We start from the raw sequence: 18,935 nt of genomic DNA on the forward strand, positions 1-18,935 counted from the left end.
CGCAAAAGCTTGTGGACAAAGTAACAGATGCAGACAAGAAAGCGGAACTACAAGCAGAACTAGATAAAGCAAAAACACAACTAGCAGATAGAGAAACACAAGTACAAGCAGAAAAAATTGCCCAAGATAAAGCTCGTGAAGCTATCAATAACTTATTTGAAAATCAAAATCCAAAAGGTGATATTGTAACGGGTTCAACACAAGAAGACATCACAAACGCACAAAACCTTGTGGATCAAGTGACAGAGACTGCGAAAAAAGCAGAGCTTCAAGCTGACCTAAACAAGGCCAAGCAACAATTAGCAGAACGTTTAGCAACATCAGGTAGCCTTACTACAGACGCTTTCACAGTTGGCACAGATAAATATGTCACTGGAACTTATACTGGTGATGTAGCTCGTATCTCCCTTTTCCAAGATGGCGTAGAATACAAAGGCGCGACAGTAAAAAACGGTACATTCAGCTTCTATGCAGCAGACAAAAAAATCAAAAAAGACCAAACAATCATCATGGTAGCGTACGATAAACACGGCAAAGAACTATCTCAAGAGAAAGTAGCATTTGTCGCAGTAACAGAAGGTAAATTGACACCAAATGAAATGACAATTCCAGGCGATAAAAACATCACAGGTACGTATACAGATGACGTGAAGTCGGTAGTTGTAACAATCAATGGAACAGCGTACAAAGGCGGAACTGTAACAAACGGTGAGTTCAAATTCTACAGCCAAGACAAAATCAAAGCCGCAACAGACAAAGTAACAATCCAAGCTTTTGACAGTGTAGGCAAACTGCTTGATACAAAAACAGTGAAAATCAAAGCACCGGTAGTCGTAACAGCAGGAAAAATAACGCTTGACACGTACACAGTTGGTGACAAAAACATCACAGGAACGTACACAGGCGATGTTAAATCCGTAGTTGTTACAGTCAATGGCGTAGCGTACAAAGGCGGCACATTTGATACAGATGGTATATTCAAATTCTATGCATTAGATAAAATTAAATCTGCAGATGGCATCATCACGATCCAAGCATTTGATAAAGCGGGCAAAGTTTTAGACACAAATACAATTGCTGCACAAGCCGTAGCGAAATAATCTGAAAAAGCCAATCTCTGATTCCGAGGTTGGTTTTTTCTTGAGGCTCCGCATCCTTTTTGTAAAAAAATCCAAAAAACATCAAAATTAAAGAAAAACCTAAGTTTTCGCCAAATGCCTGATAAAGGAGAGGTAGGAAGAGAAAACAACTAAAAAACAATAGAAAGAGGATGGTAAAATGAAAAAGCAAAACACGGGTAAAAAATGTTGAGTGTGATGACAATGACGGCAATTATTGGTTCAGGAGTAACAGTAAGTATTACAGCACCGTTCACCACAACGAAAGTCCACGCCTCACAAAATGAAGCAACACCAGAAAAGCCAGCGACACTAGTTTTATCAACAATCATTACCAATGAGACGACAGAAATTACAGGCATAGCTGTTCCAGGTGCTCAAATCCTCGTACAAAATAACAAATACCAAAACATTGCAATATCAACAAACGTATTCGCAGACACGAATGGAAACTTCACCGTGACGATTCCAAAACAAGAGATAGGCAATATCGTCTTGGTTTTCGCGAAAGATACGACAACCAAATCAGTATTAGTAACTATTCAAGCGTAAAAGATGTACAAGTACTTGCGCGGGATACCGTGAATCGATTGTTTGAAAACAGTGACCCAACTGAGAAAATTAAAGCGAATACAGATACGGCAGTGATTATCATGGCACAAGCACAAGTAGATGCTATGACAGATGAAACTTTGAAAGAATTAACACAAAACCATTTAAATCAGGCCAAAGTACAACTAGTTGCAAAACAGCTCTGGAAGCGATGTTTAACGATGGCGATGTGATTGGGACGATTACAGAAGACTTAACACAAGCAGACCTGGCAGCAGCACAAACACACATCGACAGTATCAACAACACGACGGTAAAAGCAGAACTGCAAGCAATATTAGACGAAGCACAAGCGCAATGGGACGCGAAAAATATTATCGTGAAACCAGACACACCAAGATTATCTACAGTCATCACGAACGAGACAACAGAAATCAAAGGTAAAGCAACACCAGGCATGGTAATTCTTGCACAAAACAACAAATATCAAAATATTGCGACGGAAAGCAATATGATTTCAGATGAGAATGGTGACTTCACTATCTCAATTTCGAAACAAGCAGTTGGCGATGTAGTCTTAGTTTTTGCGAGAAATGTCACAACAGGACAAAATAGTATCAGTAACTATTCAAAAGTGAAAGACGCAGAACAATTCATCGGTCGTGTCACACCAAATGATTATTTCATGGGCACAGATCGCTACATTACAGGCGCGTATACAGGTGACATGGCAACAATTACGGTGACGGTTAACGATACAGTATATAAGGGTGGAACGATTACAAATGGTGAATTCAATTTTTACACTCTAGGAAAAATCAAATCGGCGGCAGATGAAGTCATCATCCACGTATACAATAGCGAAGGCAAGCTGACAGACACGAAAACAGTCACAGTACACGCGGCAAACGTAGTTGTAACAAAAGGAACGCTAGCTGCAGAGACATTTACAATCGGCGATAAAAACATCATTGGTACGTTCACAGGAGATGTCGCTTATGCGGTCGTTACAATCGATGGAGTCACTTACAAGGGTGGAACATTTAGCGAAGATGGCACATTCAAGTTCTACGCCATCGACAAAATCAAATCGATAGAATACCCAGTGACGATGCAAGCTTTCAACAAGTCTGGGAAGTTACTGGACACACAAACAGTAAACATTCAAAAATAGAATAAATAAAGGCGAGAAACGGTGTAGCAAAACGCGTAGCTTCTCGCCTTTTTGGTGTGCTATATACAATAAAGTTCGGAAAATGGTAACAAACAGCCCGTTGAATTCTAATCGGGTGGAAAACAAAGATAAATATAGCTGATAAGATTAGAAATAGAGTAGAGGAATATGCGTTTTTACAAATTTGATAAAAAAAATCAATTATCCATAAAATAGCTTATTTGGCGACGCCAGATGATAAGCTAGTAGTAGGTTAAGAACAAGCAATTCCTAAAACAAGAAAGGAAGACTCCATACGATGAAAAAGAAAAAAAGTCTCTTCACATTATTCGCCCTTAGCCTAACCTTGATGATTATTTTAGCAGGATGTGGCGGAAAGACAGCTAGTGATGACATCGGTAAAACAAGAATGGCAAACGATCTCGAAATCACACTTACTAACGTGGAAATGAAAGATAGTAACGACAACAACAAGCAAACAGCCAAAATCGATTTTTCCATTAAAAACACCGGTAAAGAAGAATCAGGAGCTGGTGCAGGCGACTTCGTAATCGAGACAATAGACGGCAAAAAACATCAAGTTTACGGACTAAATGCCAATAACTTTGGTGATGTTATTCCAGCAGGAAAGACACTGAAAGGCTCCGGTTACTACGAAATCCCTGCGAATCAAAAAGAATTCACTGTTTTATACGAACCTTTCACAGAAGTAGCGATGGACAAAATAGCTTGGGAAATCACAGTTCCCTCTAAATAATGAATCCAAATCCATTTAAAATTTAGAAAGGTGGAAATTTATCAATGAAAATTACAGTAGTAGGTCTTGGATATATCGGATTGCCGACAGCGATTCTTTTTGCGAAATATGGTAACACGGTGACGGGTGTCGATTTGTCCCCGATTATGACGGAAAATCTTAACGCTGGTTATCTTCATATTGAAGAGCCAGGTTTAGCTGAGGATTTGCAACAGGCACTCGAACTTGGCAACTTCCATGCAAGTACAACACCGACCAGCGCTGATGCCTATATTATTGCGGTACCGACGCCGAACAAAGATGACCTTTATAAATCATGCGACACAGCCTACATCGAGTCCGCACTGACGAGCATCCTCCCATCTTTGAAGAAAAACGACACGATTATCGTTGAATCCACGATTGCTCCGCGAACCATGGCCGATGTCGTGCAACCATTGATTGAAAACGAAGGCTTTACAGTCGGTGAGGATATCTATCTAGCACATTGCCCAGAGCGTGTTTTGCCTGGAAATATCATGCATGAACTCGTTCACAATCCGCGTATCATTGGTGGTATTACAGAAAAATGTACGGAAAAAGCAGCCGCAGTATATGGCGCATTTGTAGAAGGCGAAATTATCAAAGCGCAAGCAGGCGAAGCAGAACTAAGCAAATTAATGGAAAATACGTATCGTGACGTCAATATCGCGCTCGCTAATGAACTTGCTAAAATTAGTAACCACCTCGGAATCGATGCTCTGCGTGTTATCGAAATGGCGAACAAGCATCCACGTGTGAACTTACACCAACCAGGCCCAGGCGTTGGCGGACATTGTCTAGCAGTTGATCCATATTTTGTTATCGCCGCAGCACCTGAACAATCACCACTGATGCAAACCGCGCGTGAAGTCAACAACAGCATGCCGGCTCATGTCGTATCACAAGTCAAAGCATTGATGGCAGAACAAGACGGCAACCGTGTCACTCTTTTTGGCCTCACATATAAAGGGAACATCGACGACACGCGAGAAAGTCCAGCCATGGAAATCAAAGAAATGCTCATTGAATCAGGATTTGACGTGAAAGCTTTTGATCCCCATGTAGCGTCAGCGATTTTAACAGGTGAAGAAGCTTGTGAAGATAGTTCATTGATTGTCGTTTTAAGCGATCACACTGAGTTCCGCGATATTCCAGCGAGCTATACAGAGCAAATGCGTCACCCGGTCGTATTCGACACGAGAAACATGGTGCAGACAGTAAGCGCAGATGTGGCTTACCTGAATTATGGCAACCTGCACACACGAAAACAAGCAATATCAATCTAAACAAAGGACGTGAATGCAGGTGGAAAAAGTAGATTTCAAAATAGTCCAAACAGCACCACAATATTCAGAACAACGAAAATCGCATGAAAAACCAGTACATGACAAGGTTTGGCGGGTATTTGATTTCATCGCTGCCATCCTTGCGCTCATCATTTCAGCCCCAGTTCTCCTCATTATTGCTACAAGCATCAAACTCGAAAATTGGAAAGCCCCAGTATTTTTCAAGCAAAAACGTGTTGGCAAAGACGGCGAAATTTTTCATATGTACAAATTCCGTTCGATGTATGTCGATGCAGAAGCGCAACTACCCAAACTCCAAGCCCAGAACGAAATGGACGGGCAGATGTTCAAAATGAAAGACGATCCGCGAATCACGAAAGTCGGTCGATGGATTCGTAAAACGAGCTTAGATGAATTTCCTCAGTTTATCAACATTTTAAAAGGCGACATGTCCTTCGTTGGACCGCGCCCACCGCTAACGACAGAATACGAAAACTATACAAACTATGAAAAGAAACGCATGCTTGTCACGCCGGGATGTACTGGTTTATGGCAAGTCAGCGGTCGAAATAATGTAAGCTTTCATGAAATGGTGGAATTAGACTTGAAATACATCCAGAAAAGATCTATTTTGCTTAATATCAAGATTTTACTCCTCACATTCAAGGAATTTACCGGCAAAGGAAGCGGAATGTAACCTATCCGTCCGAACTATTGACAAAAAGTATCAATTATCTGGAATATACTAAATGTCAACACATTTCCTGTTACACTTAGAGTACAAGAAAGAACAAGAAAGGATGAACGCGAAATGAGAACCCAGTTGCTTGGCAGTAACTTAGATTGTTTAACTCTGTCAGAAACTTTAAAAGTAATAGAAGGAATAATCAAAAAAGGAATACCGACACAGCATGTGGTTATTAACGCAAACAAAATCAACCTCATGCACGAAGACGCCAAACTAAGAGACATCGTCAACGCATCCCCTCTCATCAACGCGGACGGCTCCTCGATTGTTCTCGCAGGCAAACTACTCGGACACGACATTCCAGAACGCGTGACCGGCATCGATCTATTTGAAGAATTACTCGAAATTTGTAACGACAAAGGATATCGTCCATATTTTCTCGGAGCGACCCAAGAAGTTATTGGAAAAATCGAATCACACTACAAACAAAAATATCCAAATATGTCCTTCGCAGGATTCCGAAATGGTTATTTCCAACCCGAAGAATCAGCAGACATCGCCGACACAATCCGTGAAAGCAAAGCAGACGTCCTATTCCTCGCCTTTTCCAGCCCGCAAAAAGAATACTGGGCAAGCGAGCATCTAGAAAGACTCGACGTACCATTCGTCATGGGTGTAGGCGGTAGCTTTGACGTTATCGCAGGCAAAACAACACGCGCCCCACAATGGATGCAAAAAGCTGGATTAGAATGGTTTTACCGCTTTATCCAAGAACCACGTCGCATGTTCCGCCGTTATTTCCTAGGCAACTTACAATTTTTGAACCATATAAAAAATGAAAAAGTAAAGTCATGGAAAGCCAATCGTTATCACGGAAGGAGAAACAATGAAAGAAACTATTAGTATCAAAGCCATTTTTCAGATCATTAAGCGACATTTGTTGCTTTTAATAAGTACAGCCGTTGTCGGAATCCTCATCGCAGGTGCCGCACTAACGTTCCTCATCACACCGATGTATGAAGCGAAAACGCAAATTCTAGTTACACAAACGGTACAAGATGCAGGTGTAAATAACATCCAAACGTCCGAAGTTCAAGCCAATATCCAGCTCGTGAATACCTATACAGCTCTACTAACAAGCCCGCGAATCCTCGATGATGTGGCGTATAAACTTGGCGGAGACTACACAGCAGGCAAGCTAATGGGGAAAATCACAGTCGGTAGCCAGCACAATTCCCAAGTCATCAATGTCAGCGTACAAGACGAAGATCAAGCCCAAGCAGCCCTGATTGCCAATGCAGTCGCCGAATCTTTCGCAAAAATTACACCGGATGTGATGAACGTCAATAACATCGATATCCTAGCAAAAGCAACGGTTGGAGAAAATCCAAAACCAGTTAGCCCAAGCCCAGTTCTACTCATCGGTGGTGGCGCAGTCGGCGGACTTATGATCGGTTTTGTCATCATGGTTATCCGCGTTATCTTCAACACGAAATTCAAAGACGAAACAGATGTCATCGAAGAACTAGGCATTCCGTTACTTGGAAACATCGCTAAAATCCCAGAAAATCACGAGGAAGGGTGGAAATAAAATGAAAAAATCAAAAAAGAAATCAAAAGCAGAAACTCGCCACAGACGTCAGAAAAGCACAGAGCCGCAAAAATTAGTTGCCAAATTAAGCCCAAAGTCACCACACTCTGAGTTATTCCGATCTGTGCGTACAAATATTGAGTTCTCAAGCGTTGATAAAGTCATGAAATCAATCCTCATCACATCCTCCGAACCCGATTCAGGAAAATCCATCATCTGCGCCAACTTAGCCGTTGTATTTGCTCAACAAGGCAAGAAAACACTACTCATCGATGCCGATTTACGTAAACCAACCGTGAAAAAAATCTTCCCAGGAGCCGCATCACACGGTTTAACAGGAATTTTAACGAATAAAATCACAATTAGCGAAGCGATTTGCGAAACAGATGTAGAGGACTTATACGTTTTACCAGCAGGTGTTGTTCCCCCAAATCCATCTGAGCTACTAGGTTCTGAGAAAATGAAGCAAGTATACGCCGAGCTTTACGAACTATTTGACCAAATCATCTTTGATACACCGCCAATCCAACTCGTTGTTGACGCACAACTTCTCTGCTCTTTCGTTGACGGCTCAATTCTACTCGTTCGTAGCGACCATTCTTCGAGAGAAAACAGCAAAAAAGCATTAGAGAAATTACAAAGTGGAAGCGCCTATGTGATTGGCAGTATTTTCAACAACCAAAAAATGAAAATGGAAGGATACTACTATGCTAACTAAGGTAAATAATGGTGACCTTTTAACAACAGAAATGTTCGAACAACTGAAAAAAATCGAATTGAGCATTTTATTGGATGTGGCGACGCTTTGCGAGAAGCACAACCTGACTTACTACCTTATTGGCGGCACGCTACTCGGCGCAATCAGACATGACGGTTTTATCCCGTGGGACGACGATATCGACATCGCGATGCCACGTAGAGACTTTGAAGCGTTCCAGAAAATCGCGAAAACAGAGCTACCCGAATCTTTGTTTTTACACTACGGAACGACCGATCCGGAATATTACCTCCCAATCATCAAAATCAAGAAAAACGGCACGATATTCGAGGAAGAAAGCGCATCGCCAAATATCAAGCATAAAGGTATTTTCATCGATATTTTCCCACTCGATAACGCCAAAAAGGATGCTGGTTTCCTTTTTCACACGAAAGGACGTATCTTGAAGCAACTCAAGAGCTTACTATTCCTGAAAGTGAACGAAAAAACAACACGACACAGCATTGCGCCGTGGAAAAAAGTGTTGCTAAAGCTACTAAAGCCAGTTCCAACAAGCATGTTTTTCCGATTATTAACGAATGTCATGCAAAGCAACAAAGACGATAGCGCTCCGTATTACGTCAATTATGGCAGCCAATACGGCTACAAAAAGCAAACGATGCTAAAAACAATGTATGACCCAACTGCGACAACCGAGTTCGAAGGTCACACATTCCAAATTCCAGGCAAAACCGATCAACTTTTAGAGCGCATTTACGGAAAAAACTACATGGACTTGCCACCCGTCGAAAAACGTATTACCCACAAACCGAAACGAATCCAATTGAAAGAGGAGATTATCTCATGAAAAAATATAGCGTAGGCCTAACTACCGGCGTGTTTGACTTATTCCATGTCGGCCATTTAAACATCCTAAAAAACGCCAAAGCACAATGTGACATCCTAATCGTTGGCGTGAGTACAGACGAGTTCGTTCAAGCATACAAACACAAGACGCCGGTTATCCCGTTTGCTGACCGTAAAGCGATTGTCGAAGCGTTGCAATACGTTGATCTAGTCGTGCCGCAAACGAGTCACGAAAGCAAACTAAACATGATTGATAACCACAATATCGACGTGATGTTCCACGGTAGCGACTGGAAAGGTAGCCCAACATTCAACAAATTAGAAGCAGAATTCAAGCGCCGCGCCGTTGAAGTTGTCTACTTTGATTACACAGCAGGCGTATCCTCTACAAAACTTGTCGAAACAATCCAACAAGAAACCAGCTTAGTCGTTGGCATCTAACTGTTTAAACTTTTGACAAAACGCATCAAATACTTGGAAAATCCCTGTTTTCAAGCCATTCCCTGATAAACTTAAGGTAACAACTAAAAGAAAGGAAGTGTGACCCGATTGGCAAAAACAAAGACAGCATTCGTTGCTAAAAACCTCCTGATTGGCAGCGGGACACAAGTCATTTTCTTAATTCTAAGCTTCATCAACCGAACCGTATTCATCTACTTCTTAGGAAAAGAATACCTCGGACTCGACGCTTTGTTCACCAACATCCTGATGGTCCTCTCTTTCGCCGAATTAGGCATCGGAAACGCCATCATTTTCAGCCTCTACAAAAGCATGGTAGACAAAAATAAAGCCCGAATCAAAGCCATCATGGCACTCTACGCCAAAGCTTACCGCATCATCGGGCTCACCGTTTTCATCATCGGATTACTCTTAATGCCATTTTTAGATCTATTTATTAAAAATCCTCCGAACATCCCTGAAAACATCTACATTATCTACTTTTTATTCTTGCTAAACACGGCGATCTCCTACATGTTTTCCTACAAAAAAGCGATTTTCTCCGCCGATCAAAAAGAATATGTCATCAATGTGAGCCAACAAATTTTCTTCCTTGTCCAGTCCATCGTGCAACTCACGTACCTATATATCACAAGAGACTACATTGGCTTTATCGTCATCCAGGTGGTTGGAACATTCGGCCTCAACGTTTTCCTAGCAATCTACGCGAACAAGAAATATAGCTATCTCAAAGGAAAAACGACAGAAAAACTCGAAAAAGCAGAAGTCAAAACGATTTTCCAAAACGTCAAAGCACTCGCGATGTATAAATTCGGTTCCATCATCATGAATGGCACGGACAGCATCATCATCGCCGCTTTTCTGGGGCTTAGCGTCGTTGGCATCTACTCCAATTATTTGCTCATCATCGCCGCAGTCGTAACCGTCCTATCTCGCGCACTGAACTCGATCACAGGCAGCATCGGGCACCTCAACAACGCAGATGATGACTCGAAGAAAGAACACGTTTTCAAGCAGTTATTTTTCATCGTCGCGTGGATTTACTTCTTGCTTTCCATCATCTTATTCAACGTTATTAACCCGTTCATCACCCTTTGGATCGGCGAAAGCTTCGTACTCGGAACAGGCACTGTGCTCGCTATCGTCGCCAGCTTCTACGTCAACGGCATGCAGTTCCCAGGTTACACGTACCGCACCACGATGGGGCTTTTCCGCCAAGGTCGCTACGTCCCAATCGCGATGGCCGTTCTAAACATCATCTTATCCATCATCTTCGCCATCCACTTCGGCTTAATCGGTGTCATCGTCGCAACCATCATCTCAAGACTCGCCACGACAACCATCATCGACCCGTACCTCGTCTACCGTTTCGGCTTCAAAAAGAAAGTCGGTAGCTACTTCAAAATGTATCTCGGGTACGCGGTTATCACAGCCATCGCTTTTGCCGCCTCGATCCCAGTCATGAACTGGATTTACCAAGGCACATGGCTCACGCTGATTCTCGGCGCAGGAACACTTTTCATCCTGTTAAATGTCATCTACTTCGCGATTTTCTACCGGAAAGCCGAGTGTCAAGCGATTATCCGCCGCGTCAAAAGCATCATCAAACGCAAACCAACAAGCATCACACCAGAATAAAGAAGAGAGGAAGAAACGCCAAATGAAAAATGTAATCATGATCGGCCCAGCATCCGTATCCAAAGGCGGCATCGCAACGGTCATCGCCAACTTCGAAAAAACATTCACCAGCGAAAACGTCAACATCCACTATATTGCAAGTTGGAAAGAAGGCAGCTCGCTATTCAAAATCTGGATGTTCCTGAAAGCCATCATGCAACTTTGCTACTTGGCAATCATCCAAAACATCGACATCGTGCACATCCACACCTCTCAAAAAGGCAGTCTCTACCGCAAAATGATCTTCATCAACATCGCCAAATTTTTCAGAGCTAAAGTTATACTTCACATGCACGGCTCGAGGTTCGGCATTTTCTACGACAATCAACCAAGCTACCTACAAAAAAGCATCGTGAACCATCTAAACCGCCTCGATCACATCATTGTTCTAAGCGAGGCCTGGAAAACCTACTACGAAAATCTGTGTGAAACCCCCGTTACCGTCATGGAAAACGCGGTGGAAGTCCCATTTAACAATCCATATAACAACACGAGCAAAACGATTGTCACATTCGGCAACGTCAGCCAAGAAAAAGGCAGCTACGACTTACTTCGCGCGATTCAATCACTCGGTGCCGATTACCAAGAATACGAATTCATCTTTTACGGCATTGGCGACATCTCAAGCGCCGAAGCTGAAATCAAACAAAATAAGCTAACCAACGTCACGCTCGGCGGCTGGGTCGAAAGTAAGCAAAAACAAACCATCCTAGAAGGCGCACTACTACACGTGTTACCATCCTACCACGAAGCGCTCCCAATGGCGATTCTCGAAACGATGGCACACGGCATCCCGAATATCAGCACCAATGTCGGGGGAATCCCGCAAATCATCAACAACCAACAAAACGGTCTTCTCATTGAACCCGGAGATGTCCATGAGCTACACGACGCCATCGCAGACTTACTTGATAACCAAGAAACTCGCCAAGAAATGAGTACGAGAGCCCACCAAGCCGTCCAGTCCCAATTTTCGATGGATGCTTGTAATACGAAGTGGGAGCAGCTATACCAATCAATCTGAAATGAAGGAAGGAGTGTGAAACATGGTTGCTTTTTTAATCGCTTTACTACTATCTCTATTCGCAAGTCTTATCCAACAAGTCATTCCGCAAGTCGACTCTGTTGATAAAATTATTGCGGTGATCTTCGCTGTTAGTGCGATTGCCAAACTGACTTACCTCGAAACAAAGCAACGTTTCACACTTCGCCCAAGCGATATCGGGCTATTCGCCATCAGCATCCTTTTCATCATCTACTGTTTCATCCCGAACGCTTTCCACCAACCAAGCAACACGATGTTCCTCCAAATTTACTCGATGTTCTCGATTTTGAAATTCGTCATTGTCTTTTGGAGCGGCCTGTTCCTATTCCGCCACACAAAATTCCAGACAAGTACGCTGTTTTTCAGAAGAATGTCGACCACGCTCACCACGATTTTCCTGATTATCGGTCTTCTCAACATTCCGCTACACTTCCTAGAACCATTCGATATTCGTTTTGGCATCGAGACTGTATCCTTTGGTTTCCGCCACCCAGCCCAATTCGCGGCAACCATCATCGTCATCACAATCGTCCACATCTTCATCACCTGGTCTGAAAAAGGAAAAATGCCATATTACATCATTTTCGCGAACTTCATCCTCATTTTCTTAGCAGGAAGAACAACATCGATTGGCTTCTACCTTTGCTTGATACTACTGATTCTCATTTTCCCATACATCAAACGTATCCCAATCTATGTATACGCGCTAATCGGCGGTGTTTTCTACTGGCTCGGAAGCGACCGTATCAGCAATCAATTCTTAGGAACAGACGGAGAAGCGCGCGGCGTTTTACTCGACACAAGTTTCACGATTGCAAGCGAGCACGCTCCGTTCGGCGCAGGGCTCGGAATGTTTGGCTCTAACGCCTCACGCCTGAACTACTCACCACTTTACGAACAATACGGCATTTCCCGCGTCTGGGGACTCACCCAAGAAAACCCGAACTTTGTCACCGACTCCTACTGGGCCATGATTATCGGCGAACTCGGCTATCTCGGCATGTTTTTCATCATCGTCATCATCGGCTACATTTTCTGGTTACTATATAAAGAAATCGTCGGCAGCACGTACCAAATTAAGTTTCTGATTTTCCTACCTCTCGTATACGCCCTATTCACAAGCCCAATCGACACCGTTTTAGTATCCAACACTAGTATTTTCTTAGTACTCGCAACAATCTATATGGTTGCTTTAAATAATGAATACCGTAGTCAAAAAGAAGACGCAAATCCCGCAGAACAAAAATAGAAATTCAGGAGGCAAAAACAATGGAAAAAACAATTTTAGTCACAGGTGGCGCAGGTTTCATCGGATCTCATCTTTGTGAAATGTATCTTGCAGAAGGTTACAATGTAGTCTGTATCGATAACTTAGTATCCGGAAATATGAATAATCTAGCTGACATTAGCAAGCATCCATCCTTCACGTTTGTACAAGGTGATATCCGTGACGCTGAACTGATGATGCGACTATTCGAAGCGCACAGACCGAACCATATCAACCACCACGCTGCTCAAAAATCCGTTGCTTATTCCGTCGAAAATCCGAGTTACGATCTGGACGTGAATCTTGTCGGCCTGATGACCATTTTGGACTGCGTGAAAGCATATCCGATCGAGAATTTCATCTATGTATCTTCTGGTGGCGCGCTGAGTAAGAAAATTGAAGGCGACGAGAAATCAGCGGAGACAGATACGCCGCAACTCATTTCCCCATATGCCCTAACGAAATTTACAGGTGAAAAATATATCGAAATGTATGCCGCGCAATATGGCTACGACTTCACGGTTGTGCGCTACGCCAATATTTATGGGCCAAGACAAGTGCCAGACGGCGAATGTGGCGTTATTCCGATTTTCCTAAACAACATCTTGGCGGACAAACCATCTGTATTGATGACGTATCCAGACATGCCAAACGGCTGTACGCGTGATTATGTGTATGTAGCAGACGTGGTTGAAATCAATAAATTAGCCAGTGAAAAACCAGCAAATACGGTTGTAAATGTCGGAACTGGTGAAGAAATCGCGATTTTGGATATTTATAAAGAAATTCTAGCGGTTTTTGAGAAAGACGTAGCGATTTTCATTGAAGCACCACGAGCTGGTGATGTGAAACGTTCGGTTTTAGACGCTGGGCGCGCAGCAGATTTACTAGGCTGGAAGAGCGAAGTCGCGTTACATGAAGGTTTAACGAAGCTAAGAGCTCATTTGGAAGTTAAGAAATAGGAGGGCCTCATGGAAAACAGAGAATTATTAGAGCTACTAGATGAGTATTTCCTATCTACAAAAGAGGCGATTGAATACCTCGATGTATCCCGCCAATGCTTCTTTTCCCTAGTGTCCCGGGGAAAAATAAGCAAGATTAAAAAAGGCTCTGTGGTGCTATATTACCGACATGAGATTGAGAATCGGAAGGTAGACGCGGAGATGTTACGGAAGAAGTATAATTATACCGTTTGATACAGAAAAAGAGTATAGGTTACGACAAACTCCAAACGAGATAAAAATCTATTGGGGTAAGAGGAGAATTAAGCTTTACACAAATCGAGCGAAAGCGTTTGTATTCAGGGGATTTGGTGGAAGCCGGAAGCGGAGTGTACGACTGTACATGAGAACCGGAAGTCCATCAAATCCTCTGAATGCGAGCGCTTGTCGCCGATTTATTTGGATTATGCTCCAGACATTTTTTTCGTGAAAATAAGCCATAAGCCTCTTTACTATGTAGTCATTATTATCTGGCGAAAACGCGATTGTTGATTTAATCACATTCTCCCTTGGCAAGCTTTTTTTGAAAGTTCGTTCGAATAGCCTATTTTTGATGGGCGTCTGATTTTTGTTAGAAAAAAAGCTTATGTTGTGTCATAATGAGAATGCAGATACAATATATAGTGTTCGAAGGGAAGCGGAGATAATGTACGTGGAGAAGGAAACGGAACAATTGGTTATTAAAAGGGACGGGCGGAAGGTTGGATTTGACCTGATTAAGATTCGGAATGCGGTGCAGGCGTCGATGGTGAGTTGTGGTGTGGATGATGCGGCGTATTTGGAAGCAGTTCTGGTTGATATTGTGAAAAGTTTACCAAATGATGCGGCGGTGACAATCGATGAGATTCAGCATGTGGTCGAGAATCAGCTGATGAAATCTACATATCCGGATGTGGCGCGGGCTTATATTGAGTATCGGCATGACCGGGATTCGCAGCGGGCGAGTATGACGGACTTGACGACGAGTGTACAAAAGTTGCTGGATCGGGATAAGTCGGTGGTGAACGAGAACGCTAATAAGGATGCGACGGTTTTTAATACGCAGCGGGACTTGACGGCGGGCGCGGTGGCGAAAAGTTATGCGCTGAAATATATGCTGCCTAAACATGTGGCGAACGCTCATTTGAAGGGGGACATTCATTTTCACGATCTGGATTATAGTCCGTATCACGCGATGACGAATTGTTGTTTGATTGATATTGCGGGGATGCTGGCGAACGGTTTCACGATTGGGAACGCGAATGTGGAAAGTCCGAAATCGATTCAGACGGCGACGGCTCAAATAGCGCAAATTATTGCGAATGTGGCGAGTTCGCAGTACGGTGGTTGTTCGGTGGATCGGATTGATGAGGTTTTGGCGGTGTACGCGAAACGGAATTATTTGAAACATGAGGAAGAGGCTGAAAAATGGGTTTTGATGGAGCGTCGGGAGGAGTTTGCGCGGGAACGGACGCGAAAAGATATTTATGACGCGATGCAGAGTTTGGAGTACGAGATTAATACGCTGTACACGAGTAATGGGCAGACGCCTTTCGTGACGCTGGGCTTTGGACTTGGCGAGGACTGGTTTGCGCGCGAGATTCAGATGGCGATTTTGAAGGTTCGGCTTGGCGGGATTGGGAAGGATAAGCAGACGGCGATTTTTCCGAAGCTGGTTTTCTCGATTAAGCGGGGAACGAATTTGGACGCAGCGGACCCGAACTACGATATTAAGCAGTTGGCGCTGGAGTGTTCGGCGAAACGGATGTATCCGGACGTGCTGAATTATGATTCGCTGGTGCGCTTGGCGGGGGATTTCAAGGTGCCGATGGGTTGCCGCTCATTTTTACCGGCGTGGCAAGATGCGGATGGGATGTTTGTGAATGCGGGACGGAATAACTTGGGTGTTGTGACGCTGAATGTGCCGCGGATTGCGATTCAAAGTGGCGGTGACAAGGAACGATTCTGGGAAATTTTCACGGAACGGATGCAGACGGTGAAGGATGCGCTACTTTTCCGATTGGAGCGGGTTCGGGAGGCGAAACCGGAGAATGCGCCGATTTTGTATAAGTATGGGGCGTTCGGGAAGCGGCTGGATGACGGGCAGGACGTAGATCAGCTTTTCAACAAGGAGCGGTCGACGATTTCGATTGGTTATATTGGCTTGTACGAAGCTGCGACGATGTTTTATGGCGGTGAATGGGAGACGAATCCGGAAGCGAAGGCGTTTACTTTGGAAATTTTGAAGGAGTTAAAAGGCTACGCGGATGATTGGAAGGCGGAGTACGGCTATTGGTTTAGTGTGTATTCGACGCCGAGTGAGAGTTTGACGGACCGGTTTAACCGTTTGGACCGGGCTAAATACGGCGATATTAAAGATATTACCGACAAAGAATACTATCAAAATTCGTTCCATTATGATGTCCGCAAAAAAGTGACGCCGTTTGAGAAGCTCGATTTTGAGATGGAATATCCGGAGTATTGTTCGGGTGGTTTTATTCATTATTGTGAATATCCGAAGTTGACGCATAACCTGAAAGCTTTGGAAGCGGTTTGGGATTATGCGTATGATCGCGTCGCTTATTTGGGGACGAATACGCCGATTGATCGTTGTTATGAATGCGATTTTGAAGGGGAATTTGCGCCAACTGCGGAAGGATTTAAGTGTCCGGAATGTGGGAATACGAACCCTGAGACGGCGGATGTGGTGAAGCGGACGTGTGGGTATCTTGGCAATCCGATGAAACGGCCGATGGTGCACGGCAGGCATGAGGAGATTACGCAACGTGTGAAGCATCTGGAGTCGTCCAATGAATAATCCAAAACCGAAAGAATGGTGTGCTGAAGCGTTGTCGGCGAATTATATTGCGGATTATAAACCGTTTAATTTTGTTGATGGAGAGGGCGTTCGTTGTAGTTTGTATGTTTCGGGGTGCCCTTTTCATTGTGAAGGGTGTTATAACAAGGCGGCGCAGTCGTTTCGCTATGGAACGCCGTATTCAGAAGAGCTCGAGGACCGGATTATTGCGGATTTGTGGCATGAAAGTGTGCAGGGATTGACGCTACTTGGTGGGGAGCCATTTTTAAATACTGGTGTATGTTTGCCACTTGTGAAACGGATTCGGGCTCTGTTTGGCGATGCGAAGGATATTTGGTCGTGGACGGGCTATACGTGGGAAGAATTGATGCAGGAAACACCGGATAAATTGGCGTTGCTTTCTTATGTGGATGTCCTTGTCGATGGGCGATTTGAGCAGGATTTATTTGATTCGAATTTGGCGTTTCGTGGCTCGAGTAACCAGCGAATTATTGATGTGAGGGCGTCTTTGAAAACAGACGAAATCGTGATATATAAGTGAACGTGGGAGGCGGTCTGGAAACACGAGGACCGCTTTTTGCATGTAAAAATTTCACATAAATTAGCATCGTATCGTTTTTATGTGTTACTATTGAGATAGCAAGAGGTTGCTGATTTACGCGAGCTTCATTATGTTTTGTTTTATGTTACGCATAGGAAAGGAATGATTGATAGAGGAAAATCTGTACGCCCTTCATTTTTGGAAGTTGTTCGGGTTGATCCATCTAATCGCTATTTGCAGTATATACAACTCGCAGATGGCCGAGTTTCCAGATACCATGCAATATCTCAAACGGATTATTAGTCGGAAAAGTCGGTATAAACAAAAAATACTAGACTAAACGCCTATACCACAAATATAATGGAGGTCAAAAAAATGTTAGAAATGAAGAAAAAGACGATGGGTTTTGTTAATAGTCACAAGGAAAACGAGAAGAGAATTGCTTTGTTGCCTGAACATATCACGACTATTATGAATGCAGATCAGCTTTTTTTCGAAACGGGATATGGTGAGGCATTAGGGATAGCGGATGCGGAATATTTGGCGCTTGGCTGTCATGTCCAGCCACGTGAAGACGTGCTCCGCCAAGCTATTATTTGCGAGCCGAAGATTGGTGATTCCGAATTTCTGAGCGATTTGCAAAAAGGTCAAACGATATTTGGCTGGGTTCATGCGGAACAAAATCAGGATATCGCGGATAAATTAGTAGAATCAGGGGTAAAAGCCTACGCTTGGGAGAATATGGACTACATGAATCGGCATTGCTTCTGGGTGAATAATGAGCTGGCAGGTGAGGGCGCGATTATGCATGCGTACCAACTGATTGGCGAGATGCCGTACAATACAAAAGTGGCAATTTTGGGCAGGGGCAACGTGTCTCATGGTGCACAAAAAATATTGCAAAACCTAGGCGCGGAAGTTCATATTTATAATCGTAATCAAGAAGCGCTATTTCAAGAGGAATTACCACAATATGATGTGATTATAAATGCGATTTTGTGGGATTTGAAACGGACGGATCATATTATGTATCGCAAAGATTTACAGCGTTTGAAGAAGAACGCGATTATTATTGATATTAGCTGCGACCGGGCGGGGGCTATTGAAACGAGCAACCCGACGACGATTGCGAACCCAACGTATATGGTGGACGGGATTTTACATTATGTAGTCGATCATACACCAAGCCTGCTTTACAGAACCGCATCACATTCGATTTCCATAGAAATTGCGAAATATATCGATGACTTGATTGAAAATAGAGCCAATGCAACGCTTGAAGCTAGTGTCGTCGTTGCGATGGATCCAATGTATAAATAGATGCATAAACCCCGATTATAGACCCTGATATTACAAGATGGGCGCTATAGTCGGGGTTTTTGTTGTGTCTGATTAGC

20 protein-coding genes are annotated in these 18,935 nt (G+C 43.4%); all 20 read left to right on the forward strand.

The annotated features are described in order from the left end of the window. The coding region (locus tag HPK16_RS15740; RefSeq protein ID WP_246369467.1) for an immunoglobulin-like domain-containing protein at positions 1-1,100 on the forward strand (1,100 nt) is incomplete at its 5' end. A 222-nt stretch (positions 1,101-1,322) separates the two neighbouring features. Continuing rightward, positions 1,323-1,670: an Ig-like domain-containing protein gene (locus tag HPK16_RS15745; protein WP_181677859.1), complete on the forward strand. Its 348-nt coding sequence runs from the start codon at positions 1,323-1,325 to the stop codon at positions 1,668-1,670. Continuing rightward, positions 1,649-1,903 (forward strand): toxin Cry1Ac domain D-VI-related protein, encoded by a 255-nt coding sequence (locus HPK16_RS15750; RefSeq protein WP_343064825.1) that lies wholly within the window; start codon positions 1,649-1,651, stop codon positions 1,901-1,903. Before HPK16_RS15745 ends, HPK16_RS15750 begins: the two co-directional genes overlap by 22 nt. Beyond that, positions 1,882-2,844, forward strand: coding sequence for an immunoglobulin-like domain-containing protein (locus HPK16_RS15755; protein ID WP_181677861.1), 963 nt, complete (start codon positions 1,882-1,884; stop codon positions 2,842-2,844). The genes HPK16_RS15750 and HPK16_RS15755 overlap by 22 nt, the downstream gene beginning before the upstream one ends. 298 nt (positions 2,845-3,142) lie before the next feature. Next, positions 3,143-3,601, forward strand: coding sequence for a DUF4352 domain-containing protein (locus HPK16_RS15760; RefSeq protein WP_181677862.1), 459 nt, complete (start codon positions 3,143-3,145; stop codon positions 3,599-3,601). A 44-nt stretch (positions 3,602-3,645) separates the two neighbouring features. After that, complete coding sequence (locus HPK16_RS15765) at positions 3,646-4,908, forward strand: nucleotide sugar dehydrogenase (RefSeq protein WP_181677863.1); 1,263 nt, start codon at positions 3,646-3,648, stop codon at positions 4,906-4,908. Positions 4,909-4,921: 13 nt separating this feature from the next. Next, complete coding sequence (locus tag HPK16_RS15770; protein WP_181677864.1) at positions 4,922-5,605, forward strand: sugar transferase; 684 nt, start codon at positions 4,922-4,924, stop codon at positions 5,603-5,605. Between the two features lie 114 nt (positions 5,606-5,719). Next, positions 5,720-6,499, forward strand: a complete 780-nt coding sequence (locus HPK16_RS15775; protein ID WP_181677865.1) for a WecB/TagA/CpsF family glycosyltransferase — start codon at positions 5,720-5,722, stop codon at positions 6,497-6,499. Further along, positions 6,483-7,187 carry a YveK family protein gene (locus HPK16_RS15780; RefSeq protein WP_181677866.1) on the forward strand — a complete coding sequence of 235 codons (705 nt, stop codon included), beginning with the start codon at positions 6,483-6,485 and terminating at the stop codon, positions 7,185-7,187. Before HPK16_RS15775 ends, HPK16_RS15780 begins: the two co-directional genes overlap by 17 nt. 1 nt (position 7,188) lies before the next feature. Next, on the forward strand, positions 7,189-7,905 hold the full coding sequence (locus HPK16_RS15785; RefSeq protein ID WP_181677867.1) for a CpsD/CapB family tyrosine-protein kinase: 717 nt from the start codon (positions 7,189-7,191) through the stop codon (positions 7,903-7,905). After that, positions 7,895-8,752, forward strand: a complete 858-nt coding sequence (locus HPK16_RS15790; protein WP_181677868.1) for a LicD family protein — start codon at positions 7,895-7,897, stop codon at positions 8,750-8,752. The genes HPK16_RS15785 and HPK16_RS15790 overlap by 11 nt, the downstream gene beginning before the upstream one ends. Further along, positions 8,749-9,192 (forward strand): FAD synthase family protein, encoded by a 444-nt coding sequence (locus HPK16_RS15795; protein WP_181677869.1) that lies wholly within the window; start codon positions 8,749-8,751, stop codon positions 9,190-9,192. The genes HPK16_RS15790 and HPK16_RS15795 overlap by 4 nt, the downstream gene beginning before the upstream one ends. 108 nt (positions 9,193-9,300) lie before the next feature. Continuing rightward, positions 9,301-10,848: a lipopolysaccharide biosynthesis protein gene (locus HPK16_RS15800; RefSeq protein ID WP_181677870.1), complete on the forward strand. Its 1,548-nt coding sequence runs from the start codon at positions 9,301-9,303 to the stop codon at positions 10,846-10,848. A 22-nt stretch (positions 10,849-10,870) separates the two neighbouring features. Next, positions 10,871-11,911 (forward strand): glycosyltransferase family 4 protein, encoded by a 1,041-nt coding sequence (locus HPK16_RS15805; protein WP_181677871.1) that lies wholly within the window; start codon positions 10,871-10,873, stop codon positions 11,909-11,911. Positions 11,912-11,933: 22 nt separating this feature from the next. Next, on the forward strand, positions 11,934-13,181 hold the full coding sequence (locus tag HPK16_RS15810) for a hypothetical protein (RefSeq protein ID WP_181677872.1): 1,248 nt from the start codon (positions 11,934-11,936) through the stop codon (positions 13,179-13,181). 20 nt (positions 13,182-13,201) lie between these two features. Continuing rightward, entirely contained in the window at positions 13,202-14,161 is a 960-nt protein-coding gene (locus HPK16_RS15815; RefSeq protein WP_181677873.1) for an SDR family NAD(P)-dependent oxidoreductase, read from the forward strand. A gap of 9 nt (positions 14,162-14,170) precedes the next feature. Further along, positions 14,171-14,395, forward strand: coding sequence for a helix-turn-helix domain-containing protein (locus HPK16_RS15820; protein ID WP_181677874.1), 225 nt, complete (start codon positions 14,171-14,173; stop codon positions 14,393-14,395). Positions 14,396-14,846: 451 nt separating this feature from the next. Beyond that, the gene (gene nrdD, locus HPK16_RS15825) at positions 14,847-16,997 is read left to right on the forward strand and encodes an anaerobic ribonucleoside-triphosphate reductase (protein WP_181677875.1); all 2,151 of its coding nucleotides are present in this window, start codon (positions 14,847-14,849) and stop codon (positions 16,995-16,997) included. After that, the gene (nrdG, locus tag HPK16_RS15830; protein WP_181677876.1) at positions 16,990-17,538 is read left to right on the forward strand and encodes an anaerobic ribonucleoside-triphosphate reductase activating protein; all 549 of its coding nucleotides are present in this window, start codon (positions 16,990-16,992) and stop codon (positions 17,536-17,538) included. The genes nrdD and nrdG overlap by 8 nt, the downstream gene beginning before the upstream one ends. 375 nt (positions 17,539-17,913) lie before the next feature. Then, positions 17,914-18,858 (forward strand): N(5)-(carboxyethyl)ornithine synthase, encoded by a 945-nt coding sequence (locus HPK16_RS15835; protein WP_181677877.1) that lies wholly within the window; start codon positions 17,914-17,916, stop codon positions 18,856-18,858. Positions 18,859-18,935: the final 77 nt, after the last annotated feature.

Origin of the sequence: Paenilisteria rustica, assembly GCF_013820765.1 — a bacterium.
GTDB lineage: Bacteria > Bacillota > Bacilli > Lactobacillales > Listeriaceae > Listeria_A > Listeria_A rustica.